The organism is Streptomyces sp. NPDC030183 (genome assembly GCF_055573455.1).
In genome coordinates this window covers 222,015-241,879 of the sequence record NZ_JBVIBK010000002.1, presented here as the reverse complement: position 1 = coordinate 241,879, position 19,865 = coordinate 222,015, and the positions used below count along the sequence as shown (strand labels likewise).

Annotated in this window: 20 protein-coding genes; 5 read left to right on the top strand and 15 right to left on the bottom strand. The window is 72.4% G+C overall.

Features of this window, described 5'->3' with window-relative positions:
- Window positions 1–2 precede the first annotated feature (2 nt).
- The 6 genes from ACZ4Z2_RS03965 to rsmI form a co-directional block, all read right to left on the bottom strand.
- The gene (locus ACZ4Z2_RS03965) at window positions 3–905 is read right to left on the bottom strand and encodes a 4-(cytidine 5'-diphospho)-2-C-methyl-D-erythritol kinase (RefSeq protein WP_468072062.1); all 903 of its coding nucleotides are present in this window, start codon (window positions 903–905) and stop codon (window positions 3–5) included.
- Window positions 902–1,822 carry a 16S rRNA (adenine(1518)-N(6)/adenine(1519)-N(6))-dimethyltransferase RsmA gene (gene rsmA, locus ACZ4Z2_RS03960; protein WP_468072060.1) on the bottom strand — a complete coding sequence of 307 codons (921 nt, stop codon included), beginning with the start codon at window positions 1,820–1,822 and terminating at the stop codon, window positions 902–904. Before rsmA ends, ACZ4Z2_RS03965 begins: the two co-directional genes overlap by 4 nt.
- 278 nt (window positions 1,823–2,100) lie before the next feature.
- Window positions 2,101–3,435 (bottom strand): ubiquitin-like domain-containing protein, encoded by a 1,335-nt coding sequence (locus ACZ4Z2_RS03955; RefSeq protein WP_468072058.1) that lies wholly within the window; start codon window positions 3,433–3,435, stop codon window positions 2,101–2,103.
- A gap of 156 nt (window positions 3,436–3,591) precedes the next feature.
- Window positions 3,592–4,530 (bottom strand): TatD family hydrolase, encoded by a 939-nt coding sequence (locus tag ACZ4Z2_RS03950; protein ID WP_468072056.1) that lies wholly within the window; start codon window positions 4,528–4,530, stop codon window positions 3,592–3,594.
- Between the two features lie 90 nt (window positions 4,531–4,620).
- Window positions 4,621–5,064: a hypothetical protein gene (locus ACZ4Z2_RS03945; RefSeq protein ID WP_468072054.1), complete on the bottom strand. Its 444-nt coding sequence runs from the start codon at window positions 5,062–5,064 to the stop codon at window positions 4,621–4,623.
- 297 nt (window positions 5,065–5,361) lie between these two features.
- Window positions 5,362–6,207 (bottom strand): 16S rRNA (cytidine(1402)-2'-O)-methyltransferase, encoded by an 846-nt coding sequence (gene rsmI / locus ACZ4Z2_RS03940; RefSeq protein WP_468072052.1) that lies wholly within the window; start codon window positions 6,205–6,207, stop codon window positions 5,362–5,364.
- An 86-nt stretch (window positions 6,208–6,293) separates the two neighbouring features.
- Here rsmI and ACZ4Z2_RS03935 point away from each other — a divergent pair, with 86 nt between their 5' ends.
- A complete protein-coding gene (locus tag ACZ4Z2_RS03935) occupies window positions 6,294–8,033 on the top strand; it encodes a dolichyl-phosphate-mannose--protein mannosyltransferase (protein ID WP_468072050.1) in 1,740 nt (579 codons plus the stop codon).
- Window positions 8,034–8,075: 42 nt separating this feature from the next.
- On the opposite strand, the gene ACZ4Z2_RS03930 is transcribed toward ACZ4Z2_RS03935, so the two are convergent.
- Window positions 8,076–8,396, bottom strand: coding sequence for a peptidoglycan-binding domain-containing protein (locus ACZ4Z2_RS03930; protein WP_468072048.1), 321 nt, complete (start codon window positions 8,394–8,396; stop codon window positions 8,076–8,078).
- 355 nt (window positions 8,397–8,751) lie between these two features.
- On the opposite strand from ACZ4Z2_RS03930, the gene ACZ4Z2_RS03925 reads away from it, so the two are divergent.
- Window positions 8,752–10,389: a penicillin-binding transpeptidase domain-containing protein gene (locus ACZ4Z2_RS03925; protein WP_468072046.1), complete on the top strand. Its 1,638-nt coding sequence runs from the start codon at window positions 8,752–8,754 to the stop codon at window positions 10,387–10,389.
- Window positions 10,390–10,891: 502 nt separating this feature from the next.
- Complete coding sequence (locus tag ACZ4Z2_RS03920; protein WP_468072337.1) at window positions 10,892–12,466, top strand: penicillin-binding transpeptidase domain-containing protein; 1,575 nt, start codon at window positions 10,892–10,894, stop codon at window positions 12,464–12,466.
- A gap of 10 nt (window positions 12,467–12,476) precedes the next feature.
- On the opposite strand, the gene ACZ4Z2_RS03915 is transcribed toward ACZ4Z2_RS03920, so the two are convergent.
- From ACZ4Z2_RS03915 to ACZ4Z2_RS03905, 3 genes are all read right to left on the bottom strand, one after another.
- Window positions 12,477–13,142: an RBBP9/YdeN family alpha/beta hydrolase gene (locus tag ACZ4Z2_RS03915; protein ID WP_468072044.1), complete on the bottom strand. Its 666-nt coding sequence runs from the start codon at window positions 13,140–13,142 to the stop codon at window positions 12,477–12,479.
- A gap of 189 nt (window positions 13,143–13,331) precedes the next feature.
- On the bottom strand, window positions 13,332–13,859 hold the full coding sequence (locus ACZ4Z2_RS03910; protein ID WP_468072042.1) for a hypothetical protein: 528 nt from the start codon (window positions 13,857–13,859) through the stop codon (window positions 13,332–13,334).
- 17 nt (window positions 13,860–13,876) lie between these two features.
- Entirely contained in the window at window positions 13,877–14,257 is a 381-nt protein-coding gene (locus ACZ4Z2_RS03905) for a NucA/NucB deoxyribonuclease domain-containing protein (RefSeq protein ID WP_468072040.1), read from the bottom strand.
- 27 nt (window positions 14,258–14,284) lie between these two features.
- On the opposite strand from ACZ4Z2_RS03905, the gene ACZ4Z2_RS03900 reads away from it, so the two are divergent.
- Together ACZ4Z2_RS03900 and ACZ4Z2_RS03895 are read left to right on the top strand one after the other, a co-directional pair.
- Window positions 14,285–15,130 (top strand): EamA family transporter, encoded by an 846-nt coding sequence (locus ACZ4Z2_RS03900; RefSeq protein ID WP_468072038.1) that lies wholly within the window; start codon window positions 14,285–14,287, stop codon window positions 15,128–15,130.
- Window positions 15,131–15,237: 107 nt separating this feature from the next.
- Window positions 15,238–15,513: a DUF1876 domain-containing protein gene (locus ACZ4Z2_RS03895; protein WP_055521112.1), complete on the top strand. Its 276-nt coding sequence runs from the start codon at window positions 15,238–15,240 to the stop codon at window positions 15,511–15,513.
- A gap of 367 nt (window positions 15,514–15,880) precedes the next feature.
- Here ACZ4Z2_RS03895 and ACZ4Z2_RS03890 read toward each other — a convergent pair whose 3' ends face one another.
- The 5 genes from ACZ4Z2_RS03890 to cbiQ all read right to left on the bottom strand — a co-directional run bounded on the left by ACZ4Z2_RS03890 (window position 15,881) and on the right by cbiQ (window position 19,865).
- Entirely contained in the window at window positions 15,881–17,041 is a 1,161-nt protein-coding gene (locus tag ACZ4Z2_RS03890; protein ID WP_468072036.1) for a serine hydrolase domain-containing protein, read from the bottom strand.
- A gap of 142 nt (window positions 17,042–17,183) precedes the next feature.
- Complete coding sequence (locus ACZ4Z2_RS03885) at window positions 17,184–17,666, bottom strand: organic hydroperoxide resistance protein (protein WP_468072034.1); 483 nt, start codon at window positions 17,664–17,666, stop codon at window positions 17,184–17,186.
- 182 nt (window positions 17,667–17,848) lie between these two features.
- Window positions 17,849–18,322, bottom strand: coding sequence for a MarR family winged helix-turn-helix transcriptional regulator (locus tag ACZ4Z2_RS03880; RefSeq protein ID WP_468072032.1), 474 nt, complete (start codon window positions 18,320–18,322; stop codon window positions 17,849–17,851).
- A gap of 14 nt (window positions 18,323–18,336) precedes the next feature.
- Window positions 18,337–19,116 carry an energy-coupling factor ABC transporter ATP-binding protein gene (locus tag ACZ4Z2_RS03875; RefSeq protein WP_468072030.1) on the bottom strand — a complete coding sequence of 260 codons (780 nt, stop codon included), beginning with the start codon at window positions 19,114–19,116 and terminating at the stop codon, window positions 18,337–18,339.
- Window positions 19,104–19,865, bottom strand: a complete 762-nt coding sequence (gene cbiQ, locus ACZ4Z2_RS03870) for a cobalt ECF transporter T component CbiQ (protein ID WP_468072028.1) — start codon at window positions 19,863–19,865, stop codon at window positions 19,104–19,106. Before cbiQ ends, ACZ4Z2_RS03875 begins: the two co-directional genes overlap by 13 nt.

Genomic DNA, 19,865 nt, shown 5'->3' with positions numbered 1-19,865 from the left:
CGCTACGGGAGGATCGTCGCCCCCGGTGCCGGGGAGGCCGCCACGCGGGCCGCCTTGCACACGCCGGCGGCCAGGAGCCCCTCGGCGACGGTGTGCGCCGAGGCGGCGTCGCGGGCGAGGAAGGCCGTCGTCGGCCCGGAGCCGGAGACGAGGGCGGCGAGCGCCCCGGCCGCACGACCCGCCGCGAGGGTGTCGGCCAGCTTCGGGAAGAGGGACAGGGCGGCGGGCTGGAGGTCGTTGGAGCCGGGCAGGAACGCCGCGAGGGCGTCGACGTCGCCCTTGGCGAGCGCGTCGAGCAGCGCCCGGGAGGCGACGGGCTCGGGCACCTCGTCGTTCTCGTGGAGCCGGTCGAACTCCCGGTACACGGCCGGGGTGGACAGCCCGCCGTCCGCGACCGCGAACACCCAGTGGAAGCCGCCGCCCACCTCCAGCGGCGTCAGCCGCTCGCCGCGCCCGGTGCCGAGCGCCGCCCCGCCCACCAGACCGAACGGCACGTCGCTGCCCAACTCGGCGCAGATGTCGAGGAGTTCCGCGCGGGAGGCGCCGGTCCCCCACAGCGCGTCGCACGCGACCAGCGCGCCCGCGGCGTCCGCGCTGCCGCCGGCCATGCCGCCCGCGACGGGGATGTCCTTGGCGATGTGCAGCCGCACGGCCGGGTCGATGCCGTGGCGTGCGGCGAGGGCGAGCGCGGCCCGGGCGGCGAGGTTGGTGCGGTCCAGGGGGACCTGGTCGGCGCCGGGGCCCTCGCAGGTGACGGTCAGTTCGCCGGCGGGGGTGGCGGTGACCTCGTCGTACAGCCCGACGGCGAGGAAGACGTTGGCCAGGTCGTGGAATCCGTCGGGGCGGGCGCCGCCGACCGCGAGCTGGACGTTGACCTTGGCGGGCACGCGGACGGTGACGCTCACGACGGGCGGGACTCCTTGGTGCGCTGGGCGGGCTGGGCGGTGCCGGAGGCGTCGGGGGCCGCGCGGTTCTCGGCGATCGCGGCGAACTCCTCGACGGTCAGGGCCTCCCCGCGGGCCTGCGGGGAGACACCGGCGGCGACGAGCGCGGCCTCGGCGGCGGCGGCGGAGCCCGCCCATCCGGCGAGGGCGGCCCGCAGCGTCTTGCGCCGCTGGGCGAAGGCCGCGTCGACGACGGCGAAGACCTCGGCCTTCGTCGCGGTCGTCCTGATCGGCTCGGTGCGGCGGACGAGCGACACGAGGCCGCTGTCGACGTTCGGCGCCGGCCAGAAGACGTTCCGGCCGATCGCGCCGGCCCGCTTGACCTCGGCGTACCAGTTCGCCTTCACCGAGGGGACGCCGTACACCTTCGAGCCGGGCCCGGCGGCGAGCCGGTCGGCGACCTCGGCCTGCACCATCACCAGGGTGCGCTCGATGGTCGGGAACGTGTCCAGCATGTGCAGCAGCACGGGCACCGCGACGTTGTACGGGAGGTTCGCGACGAGAGCGGTGGGCGCCGGGCCGGGCAGCTCGGCGACGTGCATCGCGTCCGAGTGCACGAGGGCGAAACGGTCGGCGCGGGCCGGCATCCGGGCGGCGATCGTCGCGGGGAGCGCGGCGGCGAGGACGTCGTCGATCTCGACGGCGGTCACCCGGTCGGCGACCTCCAGCAGCGCGAGTGTCAGGGAGCCGAGGCCCGGTCCCACCTCCACGACGACGTCGTCCGGGCGGACGTCGGCGGTGCGCACGATCCGGCGCACCGTGTTCGCGTCGATCACGAAGTTCTGGCCGCGCTGCTTGGTGGGACGCACGCCGAGCGCTCCCGCGAGTTCGCGGATGTCGGCGGGGCCCAGGAGGGCGTCGGGGGTGGGGCTGCTCACGAGCACCAGGGTACGGGGGCCGGGCGTCTGGTAGCTCGGGGGTGCGTGTGGTTGGGCGGGTGCGGGTGGTGTGTGGTTTCTCGCGCGGTTCCCCCCGCCCCTGAAGGCTTGGGCCTGCGGCCCGGCCTTCAGCGGGATGGTGCCGTCGAAAAGCACGGGGCGCAGCCCCGGGCGCTTTTCAGGGGCGCGGGGAACTGCGCGAACAACCCCCCACCCACCCGCACCCGCCCAACCACACCCACCCCCGAGCTACTAGGCACCCCGCTCACGCACCCCGCTCACCCCCGAAGCCGTGCCCCGCAGTGGGGCCAGGGGCTCGCCCCCCGCTGCGCGTACAGCTTCTTCGCCCGCATCGTCTGTTCCGCCGCCGACGCGTCCTGGGGCCGGCCCTGGCCCCCGAGGCTCTGCCAGGTGTGTGTGTCGAACTGGTAGAGCCCCCCGTACGTGCCGGACGGGTCCACCGCGTTCGGCCGGCCACCCGACTCGCACGCCGCGAGGGCCGACCAGTTCAGGCCGTCCGCCCCGGCCACGGACGTCGGCATCCGCTTCGTCCCCACCTTCACGATCCGGTCCTGCGGCTCCCGCACCACCTCGGTCCGCACCAACCGCGGCCGCTGGGCGACCCCGTTGACCGTGCGGAGCGCGTACGTGACCCGCCGCACCCCGGGGCGTCCGGCCCGCTCGACGACCTCGGTGCCCTGGAAGAGCGAGGGGTCCTCCGTACGCCGCACCCGGAACGGGATCGGCTCCTCCCGCACCTCCTTCGAGCCGGTCACCCGCAGCACGGTGACCGTCTGCCCGTCGCGGGGGAAGCTCGTCGGCGGGACGGAGGTGGTGTCCTGTCCGCGCAGGGTGACGCCGGCCTCGGCCACGGCCTCCCCGACCGTCGCCGCGTTGGTGCGGACCGTCCGCGTCCGCCCGTCCGCCATGACGGTGACGGTCCGCTCGGTGCGGACGTCCAGTTCCAGCCCGGCCCGCCCGATCCGCTGGGAGCGCGAGGTGGAGACGTACGCGCCCTCCGCGCGCACCCCGAGTTGCTGGAGCGCCCCGTCGACCGTGCGGGCGGTCGTCCACACCTCGCGCCGGTGGCCGTCGAGGGTGAGGCGGACGGGCCGCCCGTAGTGCACGGCGATCTCGTCGCCGCTGGCCAGGGCGGTGCCGGGAGCGGGGGCGACCACGTCGTGCGTGCCGAAGGCGACGCCCTCGTCGGCGAGGAGTTCGGCGACGTCGTCGGCGAAGGTGTGCAGCGTGCGCGGCTTGCCGTCGACGGTCAGCTCGATCGCCTTGTCCTTCGCCACGAAGGCGGAGGTCCCGCCGGCGAGGAACGCCACCACCAGGGCCTGCGGCACCAGCCGCCGCAGCGAGCCCGGCCGGTCGGCGGCCCGTCTGCGCCGTACCCCCCGCCGGGAGCCGCCCTGGCCGCCGGCCCCGGCCGGGCGTCCCGCCTCGGCGCCCGGTCCGGCCTCGTAGGCGGGGCGGTAGGTGTCCCGGTGGACGCCGTACGGCAGGGTCTCGGCGTCGTGCGGGTGGGGCGGCGGCTCGTGGGGCTCGTACGTCCGGTGGGTGTCGTAGGTCTCGTACGGTGACGGGGGTGAGGACTTCACGTTGCTCACGACGACACGCTCCAGAGGTGAACCGGGTCCGGGTCGGGCGACGTGAACCTAGCGGACGGCGGTCACCCTCCCAAGCAACGCGATCACACAGTGTCGCGACACGGGGGCGCTCATCATCTTTTCGCGTCCCCCGGACGGCTGACGGAGCGTGATCCGTCAGTAATCGAACGCCCTCGCCGTGTTCGCCGCGATCGCCGTCGCCAGTGCGTCCTCGTCGATGCCCCGTACCGCGGCCATCGCCCGGACCGTGACCGGAATGAGATACGGCGCGTTGGGCCGTCCGCGGTACGGCGCGGGCGTCAGGAAGGGCGCGTCGGTCTCCACGAGGACGAGTTCGAGGGGGGCGACGGCGAGGGCGTCGCGCAGCGGCTGCGCGTTCTTGAAGGTCATGTTCCCGGCGAAGGACATGAAGTAGCCGTGCTCGGCGCAGATCGCGGCCATGTCGGCGTCGCCGGAGTAGCAGTGGAAGACGGTCCGCTCGGGCGCGCCCTCCTCCTTCAGCACGCGCAGGACGTCCTCGTGGGCGTCGCGGTCGTGGATGACCAGGGCCTTGCCGTGCCGCTTGGCGATCTCGATGTGGGCGCGGAACGACCGCTCCTGGGCGGCCTTGCCCTCCGGTCCGGTCCGGAAGTAGTCGAGTCCTGTCTCGCCGACGCCCTTGACCTGCGGCAGCGCCGCGAGCCGGTCGATCTCGGCGAGCGCCTCGTCGAGGGCGGCGTCACCGCCGGCGGCACGCGCCCCCTGCCGGGACCAGCCGTCGGGGTCGCCGTGCACGATGCGCGGGGCCTCGTTGGGGTGCAGCGCGACGGTGGCGTGGACCGCGTCGTGGCGGGCGGCCGTCTCGGCGGCCCACCGCGACCCCTTGATGTCGCAGCCGACCTGCACGACCGTCGTCACCCCGACGGAGGCGGCCTTCGCGAGGCCTTCCTCGACGGTGCCGGACTGCATGTCGAGATGGGTGTGCGAGTCCGCGACGGGCACCCGGAGGGGCTCGGGCAGCGGGGGCGCGGCGTTCTTGTCCTGCTTGTGCTCGGCCTGCTTGTCCTGCTTGGCGTCCCGCTCGGCGGAGGCGGTGCCGGTGTCGTTCGAAGGCATGCCCCGATCCTACGAATCGCGGGATCGGGGCATGCCCCCAAGGCGTGCCGGGGGGAGGGGCGGCTCGCCTCGCGCAGGCGTGCCGGGGGGTCAGCTCGCCCTGCGGTGGAAGGGGTGCAGGAGGTCGGAGAGGTGCCAGTGGTGGTGTCCGGCGGCCCGTTCGGCCGGCGTGCCCGTCCCGTTCGCCGCGGTCCGCTCCGCCTCCGCCTCGTCGGACGGGGTCTCGACCGGGCGGGGCTTGGGCAGGGTCCGGCGGCGCTCGGCGTCCCGCACGGAGGAGACCTGGCCGGCCCGCATGATCCGGACGACATGACCGTCGCAGTTCTGGCACGTGGGCCGTGACAGCGGGGACGGCACCACGTGGCCGTCGGCCACGTACATCACGAAGTCGTGCCCTTGGGCGTCGTCGTGGTGCTCTATCTCGTACGACTGCTCCCAGCCGTGCCCGCAGCGCATGCAGGCGAACGAATACGACTCGTGAACGACGGCGGTGGCGGTGTTCCGCAGTACGGCCCGCTCTGCGATCTCGGTCATTGCCAGCTCCTTTTGTCCGCTGGACCGTGAGGGCGCTGTATGTCCTCACGACCAGTGGACGCCCGAGGCCGGGCCGAATGCACGCCATCTGCCTTTAGTTGAAGCGGATTTGGGCTCCCTTTGTGGGAAGACCCTCCGTCCGAGACCTGCGCTTTGCGTGGCTTTACCGGCGCATGGGAGCGACGCCGAGTGCGGCGGGGTGGGATGAAGGCGGGGCCGCAGGCCCATGCCCTCAGGGGCGCGGGGAACTGCGCGCGAAACCACGAATCACCCGCACCCCGCGACGAACCCGCACCCCTACGGCGTCCGCTTCGCCGCCACCACCGCGTCGAACACCTCCCGCTTCGGCACCCCCGCCTCCACCGCCACCGCGGCGATCGCCTCCTTGCGCCGCTCCCCCGCCTCCTCGCGCACCCGCACCCGCCGGACCAGTTCGGCCGCGTCGAGTTCCTCGGGCCCCTTCTCCGGCGCGCCCTCGACCACGACCGTGATCTCGCCGCGCACCCCCTCCGCCGCCCAGGCGGCCAGTTCTCCGAGGGGGCCCCGCTTGATCTCCTCGTACGTCTTGGTCAGCTCGCGGCAGACCGCGGCGCGGCGCCCCGCGCCGAACACCTCGGCCATCGCCGCGAGCGTGGCGTCGAGGCGGTGGGGGGCCTCGAAGTAGACGAGGGTGCGGCGCTCGTCGGCCACCTCGCGGAGCCGGCCGAGCCGCTCGCCCGCCTTGCGCGGCAGGAAGCCCTCGAAGCAGAAGCGGTCGACGGGCAGACCGGACAGGGCCAGCGCGGTGAGCACGGCGGACGGGCCGGGGACGGCGGTGACCCGGATGTCCTTCTCGACGGCCGCCGCGACCAGCCGGTACCCGGGGTCGGAGACGGACGGCATTCCCGCGTCCGTGACCAGCAGCACCCGCGCGCCCCCGGCGAGCGCCTCGACCAGCTCCGGGGTGCGGGCCGCCTCGTTGCCCTCGAAGTACGACACGATCCGTCCGCCCGGCTGCACACCCAACGCCTGGGTGAGCCGGCGCAGCCGCCGGGTGTCCTCGGCGGCGACCACATCCGCACCGCTCAGCTCCTCGGCCAGCCGGGGCGGCGCGTCCGCGATGTCGCCGATGGGAGTACCTGCCAACACAAGGGTTCCTGTCACACCCCCATCCTCCCAGCCGCCCATCCGGGCGGAGCCACATCCCCGACGCACGGGACTCCCACAGCGGCGTTCCCTACGATGGCGCGGTGACCAGTACCGCGTCCTCCACGGACACCCGGCAGGACCAGGCCACCGAAGACCAGCGGCCGTCGTGGCAGCAGCGGCTGCGCCGATTCGGCTACACGGCGCCGCGCAGAAGCGACGTGAGCGCCCGGCTCGTGCCCCCGTACACCCGGCCCGGCCCGCGTTTCTGGGCCTCGATCGGGGTGGGCGAGGGCCTGGGCGAGCGCCTCGTGCGCTGGTCGGCGTGGGGCGGTCCGCTGGTGGTGACGCTGGTCGCGGGCCTGCTGCGGTTCTGGCACCTGGGCAGCCCCAAGGCGGTGATATTCGACGAGACGTACTACGCCAAGGACGCGTGGGCGATCGTCCACCGCGGGTACGAGGTCAACTGGGCGAAGAACGCCAACGAGCTGATCCTGCAGAACGACGGGAACGTGCCGATCCCGACGGACCCGGCGTATGTCGTGCACCCGCCCATCGGCAAATACGTCATCGGTCTGGGCGAGCTGATGTTCGGGTTCAACCCGTTCGGCTGGCGCTTCATGACGGCTGTGCTCGGCACGCTGTCGGTGCTGATGCTGTGCCGGATCGGCCGCCGGATCTTCCGTTCGACGTTCCTCGGCTGCCTCGCCGGCGGGCTGATGGCGGTGGACGGGCTGCACTTCGTGATGAGCCGCACGGCACTGCTCGACCAGGTGCTGATGTTCTTCGTGCTGGCGGCCTTCGGCTGTCTGGTCATCGACCGGGACAAGGCACGCGCGCGGCTGGCCGCGGCCCTGCCACGGGACGGCGACGGGGTCGTCTGCCCCCATGCGGTCGTCGCGGAGACGACCCGGCTCGGCCTGCGCCCGTACCGGCTGCTGGCGGGGCTCTGCCTGGGTCTGGCCTTCGGCACCAAGTGGAACGCCGCGTACTTCCTGGTGTTCTTCGGGATCATGACGGTCCTGTGGGACTACTCGGCGCGCAAGGTCGCCGGTGCCCGGCAGCCGCTGGTCGCGACGCTCCAGCGCGACCTGGGCTGGGCGTTCCTGTCGACGGTCCCGGTGGTGATCGTCACCTATCTGGTGTCGTGGACCGGCTGGATCGTCTCCCCCGACGACGGCACCGGCGGCTACTACCGCAACTGGGCGGCGACCGAGGGGAAGGGCGGCTGGTTCAGCTGGCTGCCGGACTGGCTGCGCAGCCTGTGGCACTACGAGCACGCGGTCTACGAGTTCCATGTGGGCCTGTCGTCGCCGCACACGTACCAGTCGAACCCGTGGAGCTGGATCATCGCCGGCCGGCCCGTCTCGTACTTCTACGAGTCGCCGCCGCCCGGCACGGACGGCTGCCCGACGGACACCGTCGAGAAGTGCGCCCGTGAGGTCCTCGCCATCGGCACCCCGCTGCTGTGGTGGGCCGCCGCGTTCGCGACCCTCTACGTCCTGTGGCGCTGGTTCTTCCGCCGCGACTGGCGCGCCGGCGCCATCGCCTGCGGGATCGCCGCCGGGTACCTGCCCTGGTTCCTGTACCAGGAACGCACCATCTTCTACTTCTACGCCGTCGTCTTCCTCCCCTTCCTGTGCCTGGCGGTGGCGATGCTCGTGGGCGCGGTCCTCGGCCCGGCCGGGGCACCCGAACGCCGCCGCGTGGCGGGCGCGGCGGCTGCGGGCGTCCTCGTCCTCCTCATCACCTGGAACTTCATCTACTTCTGGCCCCTGTACACCGGCCAGCCCATCCCGATCGACAGCTGGCGTTCACGGATGTGGCTGGATACGTGGGTCTAGGCATCCAGGGCCGAACGACGGGCGCCGGGAGAGCTGGGCCGATCAGCACACGTTGGACGTGGAGTTGGCCCAGAAGACCAGGAACGACCAGGTCTGGGCGCCGATGGTGCCGTCCACGGTGATGCCGGCGCACTGCTGGAACCGCCTCGTCGCCGCGTTGGTGACCGGCCCGAAGTTCCCGTCCACGGACAGCTTCGGGCCCGACAGGGAGTTGTTCAGGTAGCACTGGGCCTGCCGGACGGCGCTGCCCGCCGAGCCGATCTTCAGGGTGGGCCGCTGGATGGTGTGGTTGCAGACGTCCAGAGTTCCGTGTGTGACGGGCCTCTCGGGCGCCGCCGCGCGCGCCGTCGTCGTGCGCGCCACGGAATCAGGGCTCTGGGGTACCGCTACGGCCGCGCCTCCCGCAAGGACCAGAGAGGCGGCCAAGGTCACGCAAGTGGTCGAGCGTCGCATGTCTCTCGCCTCCAAGTAACACCCCCAGTACCACCGTGCACTTCCGCCCCAGGAGTCGCATCCCGGAGGCCGGCCCCGGGTCCGCACCACGGTCGCTGTTCGCGTATGTGGAAGGGCGTCCCGGTCTAACGATTCGGGGAACACTCGTCCCGTTCGTCACCCGACGCGCATACAGTGAGGCGCGGCAAGCGATTTCTGAACATGTTCAAAGCGCCCCCGGTGCCAGCCGCCGGGGCCGCTCACGGGGAACGAACGGGGAGAGGTCATGCGCAAGGGGGCCAAGGTCGCCATAGTCGGCGGAGTGCTCGTGGTGCTGGTGGGGGGCGCCGGGTACGGGATGTACAACTTCGTCGACGCGCTGAACGGCGGGGAGAGCACCGAGAGACGGACGGGGCCGCCGAGTTCGGACGAGGTCGCGGAGACCACGGAGAAGTTCTTCGCCGCGTGGGAGAAGGGCGACGCGACGACCGCGGCGTCGTACACCAACGACGCGGCCGGCGCGGGGAGGCTGTTCGGGGAGTACACCGGCGCGGCGCGGATCGGCGACGTGGAGATCGCGCCGGGCGAGCCGACCGGCGCGGGCGGCCGGACCGTGCCGTTCTCCGTCCGGGCGACGGTGTCGTACAAGGGGAAGACCGAGAAGCTCGCCTACAGGAGCCGGCTGACCGTGGTGCGCGGCGAGACCACCGGGCGGGCCCTGGTCGACTGGGCGCCGTCCGTCGTGCACCCGGACCTCAAGAAGGGTGACGAGCTGTACACCGGGGAGGCCGAGGCGCCGCCCATCAAGGCCGTGGACCGCGACGGCGCCGTCCTGACGAAGGAGAAGTACCCCTCCCTCGGGCCGATCCTGGACACCCTGCGCGAACGCTACGGCGACAAGGCGGGCGGCACCCCCGGCATCGAGCTGGCGATCCGGCACACCGCCACCGACGCCGCCGACACCCCGCTGCTCACGCTCGCCAAGGGCAGGGCGGGCGAGTTGAGGACGACGATCAGCGGGAAGGTGCAGGCCGCCGCCGAGAAGGCCGTCGAGAAGTACGCCGAGTCGTCCGTGGTCGCCGTCAAGACCGGCACCGGTGAGGTGCTGGCCGTCGCCAACCACCGCAAGGACGCGTTCAACGCGGCGTTCGAGGGGGAGGTGCCGCCCGGCTCCACGATGAAGATCCTCACCGCCGCCACGCTCATCGACAACGGCGTGGCGACGATGAACGGCCCGGCACCCTGCCCCGACACCGCGACCTGGCAGAGCCAGACCTTCAAGAACCTGCCCGGGATGAAGCCCGACGAGTCGTCCGGCGCCACGCTCGCCAAGGCGTTCATGCGGTCCTGCAACACGGCCTTCATCAAGCTGATCGACGAGGACCCGATGAACGACGCCTCCCTGACCGACGAGGCGCAGGAGCGGTTCGGCCTCGGCCGGGACAACTGGAAGACGGGCATCACCTCCACCGACGGCACGGTCCCGGAGTCCGTGGGGCCGGACCGCGCGGCCAACGCCATCGGGCAGGGCCAGGTCACGATGAACCCGCTGAACATGGCGTCGGTCACGGCCACCGCGATCACCGGCAAGTTCCGCCAGCCGTACCTGGTCTCGCCCGACCTGGACGACCGTGAACTGGCCACGGCGCGGGGCCTGAACCCCGCCACCGCGTCGCAGCTCAAGCAGATGATGAGGCTCACCGCGACCTCGCCGCAGGGCACCGCCGCGGGCGTCATGTCCGGGCTGACCGGCGACATCGGCGCGAAGACCGGTTCCGCGGAGGTCGACGGGCAGGACGTGGCGGACAGCTGGTTCACCGGCTTCCGCGACGATGTCGCCGCGGCGGCGATGGCGGAGGCGGGGGGCCGCGGGGGCGAGGCGGCGGGCCCGATCGTGGTGGACGTGCTGCGGGCCGGCGGCTGAGGGGGCTGCGGCGGTCCGGGATGCGCCGTTGGGGGTGCGGTGTCGTCGCGGGGCGCGGGTGAGTGGGCGTTGTTCGCGCAGTTCCCCGCGCCCCTGAAAAGTGACCGGGGCTGCGCCCCGTGCTTTTCAGATGAGGGCCGGGCCGCAGGCCCATGCCTTCAGGGGCGCGGGGAACTGCGCGAGAAGCCACAACACACCCGCACCCGCCAACGAACCGCGCACCCCCGAGCTACAAGGCGCCCGGCCCCGAAGCTCTAGGGTGGGGGTCCTCGTTGTGGGCAACGAGAGGCAACCGCAGCGGAAGGTCGGGAGCGTGGGTAAGAGAAGGCGTGTCGACAATCGGAGGCCGGCGAAGCCGACGCGGCCGGACTCGGCGCAGTCACCGCACTCGCCGCACTCGCCGCAGCCGGCATCGGGGCCGGCGTCGGCGTCGGCGAGGTCCCGGCGGTCCGCCGTCCTCGTCGGCGCGGCGGTCGTCGCGCTCGGCGGCGGCGCGTTCGCCGTGTACTCCGTGTTCGGCGGCGGCGCGTTCGCCGAGGACCGCTCGTCGGCCGCCGACGCGAAGCCGGTGAAGACGGGCCCCCTGTCCGCCGCCGAGGTCCGCACGGCCGCGACCACCTTCCTGACCGCCTGGCAGAAGGGCTCCGTCACGAAGGCCGCCGCCGCCACGGACGACTCCGCGGCGGCGCGCACCGCGCTGACCGGCTTCGCCAAGGACGCCCACGTCAAGGACGTCACCCTCACCCGCGGCAAGCGCGCGGGCGACGACGTCGCGTTCTCGGTGAAGGGCACGGTGTCGTACAAGGGCACGGACAAGCCGCTGTCGTACACGTCGTCCCTGACCGTCGTACGGGCCGAGAAGGACGGTGAGCCCGTCGTCGACTGGCGGCCTTCCGTCGTCCACCCCGACCTCGGCGAGGGCGACCGGCTGGTCACCGGTGAGGCGGGGACGCCCCCGGTGAAGGCGCTGGACCGGGACGGGGGCGAGCTGACGGCGAAGAAGTACCCGTCGCTGGGCACGGTCCTGGACGGGCTGCGGGAGAAGTTCGGCAAGAAGGCCGGCGGCAAGGCGGGCGTCGAACTGCGGGTGGTGCGCGCGAAGGCCGAGAAGGGCAGGAAGAAGAACGCCGACAAGACGCTGCTGGAGCTGAGCGAGGGCACGCCCGGCGAGGTGAGGACGACGCTCAGCCCGTCCCTCCAGGCCGCCGCCGAGCAGCAGGTGAACACCAGGAAGCGGGCGTCGGTGGTCGTGATGCGCCCGTCGACCGGCGAGATCCTGGCCGTCGCCAACTCGGGCCACGGCTTCAACGTGGCCTTCCAGGGCTCCCTCGCACCGGGCTCCACGATGAAGATCGTGTCGTCGGCGCTCCTCATCGACAAGGGACTGGCCTCCGCCGACAAGGTCCACCCGTGCCCGAAGTACTCGTCGTACGGCGGCTGGAAGTTCCAGAACGACGACAAGTTCAAGATCGACGGCGGTACGTTCAAGGCGAGCTTCGCCCGCTCCTGCAACACCGCCTTCATCTCCCAGGCGAAGAAGCTCGACGACAACTCCCTGACGCTGGAGGCCCAGCAGGTCTTCGGCCTCGGCATGAACAACTGGGCCATCGGCGTGCCCACCTTCGACGGCGCGGTGCCGGTGCAGAGCGCCGCGCCGATGGCCGCCTCGCTGATCGGGCAGGGCGGGGTGCGGATGAACCCGCTGAACATGGCGTCCGTGGTGTCGACGGCCAAGACCGGCGTCTTCAAGCAGCCCTACCTGGTGGCCCCCTCCGTCGACGGCCGCACCCTCGCGACCGCCTCCCGGCCCATGTCCGCGACCGTCCGCTCCCAGCTGCGCGAACTCCTCCAGTACACCGCCGCGGCGGGTACGGCGGCCGAGGCGATGGCGGGCCTCGGCCCCGACTTCGGCGCGAAGACCGGCTCGGCGGAGGTCGACGGCCAGAAGGAACCCAACGGCTGGTTCACGGCGTGGAAGGGCGACCTGGCCTCCGCCGGCGTCGTCCAGGAGGGCGGCCACGGCAGCGAGTCCGCGGGCCCGATCGTGGCGGCCCTCCTCAAGGCGGGCAGCCGCTGAGCCCGGCGGTTCAGGTCCCGGACGCGTCCGCCCGCTGCGCGGAACGCTCCTGGACCGCCATCTCCTCGTACCCGTCGGAGGAGGCCGCCAGGCACCAGTCGAGCATCGACGGCCAGGGGCCGTAACCCGAGTCGGGGTTGAGGTGGGCCTCGCCCGGCAGCACGTCGGCGGGCAGGCCCAGCGGTTCGGCGTACGCGGCGGCCGCGCCCGGCGGGCAGTACGGGTCGTTGTCGCTGCCGACCACCCGGGTGGTCGCGGCGGCCGCCGCGACCCGCTCCGGCGTCAGCGGCGGCGGGGCGAACTCGGCGATCTCCGGGTGCTCCAGGGCGACCTCCGCGGACGGCGGGGCGACGAGCAGGACCCGCTCCACAGGCCCCGACAGGACGTCGTCGCGGGCCACGGCGTGCAGCCACAGCAGACAGGCGAGGCTGTGGCACACCACGGTGACCCGTCGGCCCGCCAACTCCCCCAGCAGCGCGTCCAGCTCCGCCAGCCAGCGCTCCAGGTCCGGGTCGTCCGCCTCCGGCAGTTGCGGGTACATCACCTCGTGCCCCAGGTCGGCGAGCCGGTCGGCCAGCCAGTACTGCCAGTGCCCGACCGGCCGGTGGTTCTGCCAGCCGTGCAGGACGAGGAAGGCGCGGGGGGTGTGGGTCGATGTCGGCGGAGTCTCTCTCATACCCCGATCGTCAGGGAACCCGATCACTCCGGTCCAGTGCCGTCTCTGTGTCCGGACCGGATTTCGGGGTGCGGGTGGGTGGGGGTCCTTCAGGAGCTCGAGGAACTGGAGGCGCGTTCCTTCCGTGCACGCCCGTACGCTCCAGACGGGGTTGCCTCCAACGCAATCGCGGGGCAAACCGTAGTGATCTCAAAGGTCGTCGTCATCGACGACTTCAGGTTCGCGGCTGTAGGCGAGGTCGAGAACGTAGCGTTCGGTGACGGGACAGTGGTTCCAGGCTTCGACGAGTTCACCTTCGGGGGAGTCGTCAGTGAACTGGTCGAGGGTGGTGTCGTAATAGTCGGCTGCTGCTTGGCGCCCCTGCCACCAGGCGTGGCCCTCGTACACACCGGGGCGGGGCAGAGTCACTTCGTCGGCGGGCCCGCGGTCCAGTTGGCCGACGACAAGAATGCCCGTCTCGGATTCCAGGCTGATTTCGGTGTGGCCCTCGGCCTCGGCGGGCGGAGTGGGTGGGCTGTCCCAGATGCGGATGGTCACCTGGACCTTCATGTCCGGTTGCAGGCTGAGGAGATACAGGTGATAGCCGTTGCCGGCCACCACCTGGGTCTCTGCCAAATCAAGGGCTGCTTCGTCGCCGACGTAGGCGTCAGCGTCATAGACCTCGATCACGCGTCGGCCCGGGATAGCGGTGATGTCGTGTTCGGCGAGAAGAGCCATGGTGGGGTGCCTTTCCGCTACTTTGTGATCTTCACGTAGAAGGGGTCGTCGTCCAGGATGCGGTTGAGGGTGTACATCGCGTTGAGACGCTCTCCGCCCTTTCGGTTGTCCGCACCGGTGATCAACCGGACAGAGAAGCGGTTGTCGCCCTTGGTGGACCCTTCCTTCGTGGAGGCGAAGGGGTACTCGTCACACTCCAGGCCGGTGCCGGTGTAGTTGCCCCAGACCTTCTTGCACTCCCTAATGGATTTTTCGCGATTGTCGTCGACGGTCTTCTCGTCGACGACTCGGTGCAGGGGTTCCTTCGCTCCCGGGACGCTCTTGCCGACCCAGGAGGGGAAGGTGCGCTCGGGGCGGGTTCCCAGCCCGAACCAGCGTCGCGCTAGCCTGCCGGCCATGCCCACCGACGCACAGAACCGCAACTCGTGACGCCGCTGGTCACCGCGGCCGTGCTGCTCGCCGCGGTCACCCACGCCAGTTGGAACGCGATAGCCCACAACATCACGGACAAGCTCGTCGGCTTCACGCTGATATCCGGCGGCGGCGCACTCATCGGCTTCGCGGCCGTGCCGTTCGTGCCCTTGCCCGAGCCCGCGGCCTGGCCCTACCTCATCGCCTCGACGATCCTTCACCTCCTCTACTACGTCCTGCTGATGACGTCCTTCCGGCTGGGCGACTTCGGTCAGGCGTACCCCATCGCCCGCGGCTCCGCGCCCCTCGTCGTCACCGTTCTCGCCGCCGTCTTCGCCCACGAGGTGCCGGACGGCTGGGCCGCGGCCGGCATCCTGCTGAGCTGCGCCGGACTGACCGGGGTCGCCCTGTGGGGCCTGCGCGGGGACCGGCCGCACTGGACCGCGATCGGGGCGGCGCTCGCCACGGGCCTGTCGATCGCGGCGTACACGGTCGTCGACGGCCTCGGCGTACGCGCCGCCGGGTCCCCCTTGAGCTACATCGCCTGGCTGATGGCACTGGAAGGGCTGGCCGTCCCCGCGTACGCGGTGTACCGCTGGCGCGGCGAGACGGTGGCGTTGCTGCGCCCGGTCGCCACCGTGGGCCTGCTCGGCGCCGCTCTGTCCGTGGTGGCGTACGGCCTGGTCCTGTGGGCCCAGACGAAGGCGGAGCTGGCGCCGATCGCGGCGCTGCGGGAGTCGTCGATCATCGTGGGGGCGGCGATCGGGGCGGTGTTCTTCAAGGAGCGGTTCGGCGCTCCCCGCGTCGTGGCGGCCGGGTTGCTGGTGGTCGGCATCGGGTTGATGCTGCGGGCCGGGTAGGGGCCTGACCGGGTGGGCGGGGGCCGCGGGGCCGAGGCTCGGCCAGGCCGTGCGTCGGCGGGCCCGGAGGAGCACTCTGGAAAGAGCGGTTTCCGGAGGTGATCGTCATGATGCACACCGCTGTGGGATGGCACATCGAGCTGGAGTTCCAGGAGGACGAACAGAAGACTCGGGCGGCGGCGCTCGTACGGCTGCCCGATGGCAAGGAGGTCCGGGCCAACGGGTACGCGAGCCGCCACCACACCGACTCCAATCAGCCACGGGTCGGCGAGGAGATAGCTGGCGCGCGGGCCCTCAACGAGCTGGCCATGAAACTGCTCACCAAGGCGCACGACGAGATAGACGAGGCGTCGGGCAGGACGTCCCACCCGATAGCCCTCTGAGCTGTGACAAGTCCTGGTGACCGGGCGGCTGCCCGCGGCCCCGCGCGGCCGGGGGCAGCCGCCCGCCGTGTCGGTGGGGCCGCCGGGCGGTCCGGCCGTGGACGGGGTGCCAAGCGACTGTGGACCGGGTGCGAACGACAGCGCGGGAAATGTCGCGCATGCTGGGATCGCCGCTCACGGAGGGCGGCCGTCCGGTTCATCGGAGCGCGCCAGGGCATTCTGCGGGGGAGTTCTGGGGCGTCTCCGGTGTCCGGGCGGCCGCGTCTTCGCTCCGCCGGGGTGGGCCGGGGCGCCTGATGGGGCCGGGGGTGCCTGTCCGTCGGCGGGTGCGGGTCCGTCGTGGTTTCTCGCGCAGTTCCCCGCGCCCCTAAAGGGCGCGGAGCGCCTTTACCAGTGCCTGGGCCCTCGGGTCCGCCGTGACCGTCTTGCGGTAGCCGTTGGTGACGTAGGCGAACGCCGTGGCCGTGTCCGGGTCGGCGAAGCCGAGGGGGCCGCCTCGGCCGGGGTGGCCGAAGGAGCCGGGGCCGAGGAGCGGGGACGCGGTGCCGTGCAGCATGTAGCCGAGGCCGAAGCGGGTGTTGATGACGAGGGTGCGGTCGGGGCCGGCCGACTCCTCCGCGCGGGCCGCCTCCATCGTGGCCGGGGCGAGCAGCCGTACGCCGTCGACCTCTCCGATCAGCGCGGCGTAGAAGCGGGCCAGGGCGTCCGCCGTGGCGATGCCGTTGGTGGCGGGCAGCGCCGTCGCGCGGTACGCGGGGTCGTTCTGGTCGGGGAACGGGGTGATCGCGGCGAAGGCGCGCCGGGTGAGGGAGTCGGGGTCGTCGTAGGCGGCGGTGACCGACCGCTTCGCGCGCACGCGCAGTCCCCCGGTGGGTTCGGGTGCCGACGGCAGCCGCCCGGCGCGGCCCACCCGGCCCTCGGCCGCCACCGCGTCGGGCAGACCGAGCCAGAGGTCGAGGCCGAGGGGCGCCGCGATCTCCGACGCGATCCACTCACCGGCGCCCCGGCCCGTCACACGCCGGACCAGCTCGTCGAGGAGCCAGCCGTACGTCAGCGGGTGGTAGCCGTGCGCGGTGCCGGGCTCCCAGGCGGGCGTCTGGGCGGCGACGGCCTCGGGGCCGCGGCGGGGGTCCAACGCCTCGGCGGGGGTGAGGGGGCGGTCGAGGACGGGCAGGCCCGCCCGGTGGTTGAGTACGTGCCGCACGAGGACGCCGTCCTTGCCGTGCGCCTTGAACTCGGGCCAGTAGCGGCCCACCGGGGCGTCCAGGTCCAGTTCGCCGCGCTCGGCCGGCATCAGCAGCGCTGCGGCGGCGACGCCCTTCGTGGCGGAGCGCAGGATCTGGGCGGTGCCCTGCTGCCAAGGCTCGTCGCCGTCCACGTCGCGGGTGCCGCCCCACAGGTCGACGACCTTGCGGCCGTGCCGGTAGACGACGACCGCCGCGCCCTTCTCGCCGAACGCCTCGAAGTTGCGGAGGAACGCCTCCCGCACCGGCTCGAAGCCCTCGGCGACCGTGCCGTTCACATCCACGCCGGCGCTCCGTTCCGTTCACTCGCCACGACGACGGCTGCAACGTACACGCACGGCCGGGGATTCCTCCGGCCGGGGCTCGGGATGCCGTGCCGGGCTCCCCCGTGCCCCGTGCCCCCGTGCCCCGTGCCCCCGTGGGGCCTCAGCCGAGCACGATCGTCACGTCGATGTTGCCGCGGGTGGCGTTGGAGTAGGGGCAGACCTGGTGGGCCGCGTCCACGAGCTTGGCCGCGACGTCCTGGTCGAGGACGGGCAGGGAGACGCTGAGGGCGACGGCGAGGCCGTAGCCGCGCTGCTTGTTGGGGCCGATGCCCACCTTCGCGGCGACCGTGGAGCCGGTGAGGTCGTAGCCCTCGCGGCGGCCGACGAGGACCAGCGCGTTGTGGAAGCAGGAGCTGTAGCCGGCCGCGAACAGCTGCTCGGGGTTGGTGCCGTTGCCGTCGCCGCCCAGCTCGGGGGGCATGGCGACCCTCAGGTCGATGTGGCCGTCCTGGCTGGTGATGTAGCCGTCCCGGCCGCCGTGCGCGGTGGCCTCGGCCACGTACATGATCTTCGCCGGACGGGTGTCCGGACGGGCCTGAGCAGAACTGTCGGAGCGGGTCTCGACAGCGGCGCCGTCGGTCATGGATGTGCCTCCCCCAGGAAAAGCGCGCACAAGTACATCGTGCACAAGGTACCGGCTGGTAGGTGACAGCGGTTACCAGGGGGTAGTAACCAGGGGTAACAACGGGTGCGTTGGAGGCGGGGCGCGGTGAGCGGTGTTGCGGGGGCGCGGTGAGCGGTGTTGCGGGGCCGCGTCCGCCCTCGTCAGGTGGCCGTCTCCCGTGCCGACCGCTCCGCCCGTGCCGCCAGCTCCCAGAGTTCCGCCCGCAGGCGGGCCACGTCGCCGCCCCGCAGGCCCGTGGCGGCGGCCAGCGTCTCGGGGACGGCCTCCGCCCGGTCGCGGAGCTGCTCGCCGCGCCCGGTGAGCGTGATCCGGACCGAGCGCTCGTCGCGGGCGGAGCGGCGCCGGCTCAGCAGTCCCGCCGCCTCCAGCCGCTTCAGCAGCGGCGAGACCGTGCCGTAGTCCAGCCGCAGGGCGCCGGCCAGCTCCTTGACCGTGGTCTCACGCCGCTCCCACAGGCAGAGCATGACCAGGTACTGCGGGTAGGTGAGACCGAGTTCGTCGAGCAGCGGGCGGTACGCGGCCGTGACCGCGCGCTGGGCCGCGTACAGCGCGAAGCACAGCTGCTCGTCGAGGAGCAGCGACCCGGGCCACGCGGCGTCCTCTTGATTCGTCACGCGCCCCATTGTCCTCAGCTCCCCGCGGCGACCGACCTCGGGTCGAAGCCGAAGGGCAACTCCAGGCGGTGGGCCCGCATCAGGGCGTCGTCCGCGAGGAGTTCACCGGTGGGTCCGTCCGCCGCGATGACGCCCTCGCTGAGTACCAGCGAACGCGGGCACAGCTCCAGGGCGTACGGCAGGTCGTGGGTGACCATGAGGACGGTGACGTCCAAGGAACGCAGGATGTCGGCGAGTTCGCGGCGCGAGGCGGGGTCGAGGTTGGACGACGGCTCGTCGAGGACGAGGATCTCCGGCTCCATGGCGAGCACGGTGGCGACGGCGACCCGGCGGCGCTGACCGAAGGAGAGGTGGTGCGGGGGCCGGTCCTTGAACTCGGCCATGCCGACCCGGGCGAGCGCGCGGTCGACGCGGGCCTCCAGTTCGGGGCCCTTCATCCCGGCGGCGGCCGGGCCGAACGCGACGTCCTCCCGCACGGTCGGCATGAACAGCTGGTCGTCGGGGTCCTGGAAGACGATGCCGACCTTGCGCCGGATCTCCGCCATGTGCCGCTTGCCGACCGGCAGTCCGGCGACGGTGACCGTGCCGGCGCCGCCGGTGAGGATGCCGTTGAGGTGCAGGACGAGCGTGGTCTTGCCGGCGCCGTTCGGCCCGAGCAGCGCGACCCGTTCGCCCCGGCCGATGGTGAAGTCGACGCCGAAGAGGGCCTGGTGGCCGTCGGGGTAGGCGAAGGCGAGCCCGGCGACTTCGAGGGAGGGGGGTGCGGATTCCTTGGACACGGTCACAGGGTCCATCCCAGCAGACAGACGACGAGCGCGGCGAACGGGAGGGCGAAGGCGTACGACCACTGCGCCCGCGAGGCGGTCACCTCGTCGATCACGGGCATGGTGCCGGCGTACCCCCGGCTGATCATGGCGAGGTGGACGCGTTCCCCGCGTTCGTAGGAGCGGATGAACAGCGCCCCGGCGGACTTGGCGAGCACCCCCCAGTGGCGGACGCCGCTCGCCTCGAAGCCGCGTGACTCGCGGGCGATCCGCATCCGGCGCATCTCGTCGGTGATGACGTCGCCGTAACGGATCATGAAGGACGCGATCTGGACGAGCAGCGGCGGCAGCTTGAGGCGTTGCAGCCCGAGGAGGAGTTCGCGCAGTTCGGTGGTGGCGGCGAGGAGCACGGACGCGGCGACGCCGAGGGTGCCCTTGGCGAGGACGTTCCAGGCGCCCCACAGTCCGCCGACGCTCAGCGACATGCCGAGCACCTCGACCCGTTCGCCCTGCGCCACGAACGGCATGAGCAGGGCGAAGGCGACGAAGGGGACCTCGATCAGCAGCCGCCGCAGCAGGAACCCGGCAGGCACCCGGGCGACGCCCGCGACCGTGGCGAGGAGCACGGCGTACAGCGCGAACGCCCACATCGCCTCGCGCGGGGTCGACACGACGACGACCACGAAGGCGAAGACGGCGGCGAGTTTGGTGTGCGGAGGCAGGGCGTGCACCGGCGAGTGCGCGTGCCGGTAGAGCTTGTGGGCGTGGCCGGCGCCCAT

Excerpts from the sequence above, each read along its gene's own strand:
- ACZ4Z2_RS03910 (WP_468072042.1), bottom strand. The coding sequence starts at position 13,859 with ATGGCTCTTCTCGCCGAACACGACATCACCGCTATCCCGGGCCGACGC.
- ACZ4Z2_RS03885 (WP_468072034.1), bottom strand. The coding sequence starts at position 17,666 with ATGACCGACGGCGCCGCTGTCGAGACCCGCTCCGACAGTTCTGCTCAG.
- ACZ4Z2_RS03925 (WP_468072046.1), top strand. The coding sequence starts at position 8,752 with ATGCGCAAGGGGGCCAAGGTCGCCATAGTCGGCGGAGTGCTCGTGGTG.
- ACZ4Z2_RS03905 (WP_468072040.1), bottom strand. The coding sequence starts at position 14,257 with ATGGCCGGCAGGCTAGCGCGACGCTGGTTCGGGCTGGGAACCCGCCCC.
- ACZ4Z2_RS03895 (WP_055521112.1), top strand. The coding sequence starts at position 15,238 with ATGATGCACACCGCTGTGGGATGGCACATCGAGCTGGAGTTCCAGGAG.
- ACZ4Z2_RS03950 (WP_468072056.1), bottom strand. The coding sequence starts at position 4,530 with ATGCCTTCGAACGACACCGGCACCGCCTCCGCCGAGCGGGACGCCAAG.
- ACZ4Z2_RS03945 (WP_468072054.1), bottom strand. The coding sequence starts at position 5,064 with ATGACCGAGATCGCAGAGCGGGCCGTACTGCGGAACACCGCCACCGCC.
- ACZ4Z2_RS03875 (WP_468072030.1), bottom strand. The coding sequence starts at position 19,116 with ATGGACCCTGTGACCGTGTCCAAGGAATCCGCACCCCCCTCCCTCGAA.
- cbiQ (WP_468072028.1), bottom strand. The coding sequence starts at position 19,865 with ATGGGCGCCGGCCACGCCCACAAGCTCTACCGGCACGCGCACTCGCCG.
- ACZ4Z2_RS03915 (WP_468072044.1), bottom strand. The coding sequence starts at position 13,142 with ATGAGAGAGACTCCGCCGACATCGACCCACACCCCCCGCGCCTTCCTC.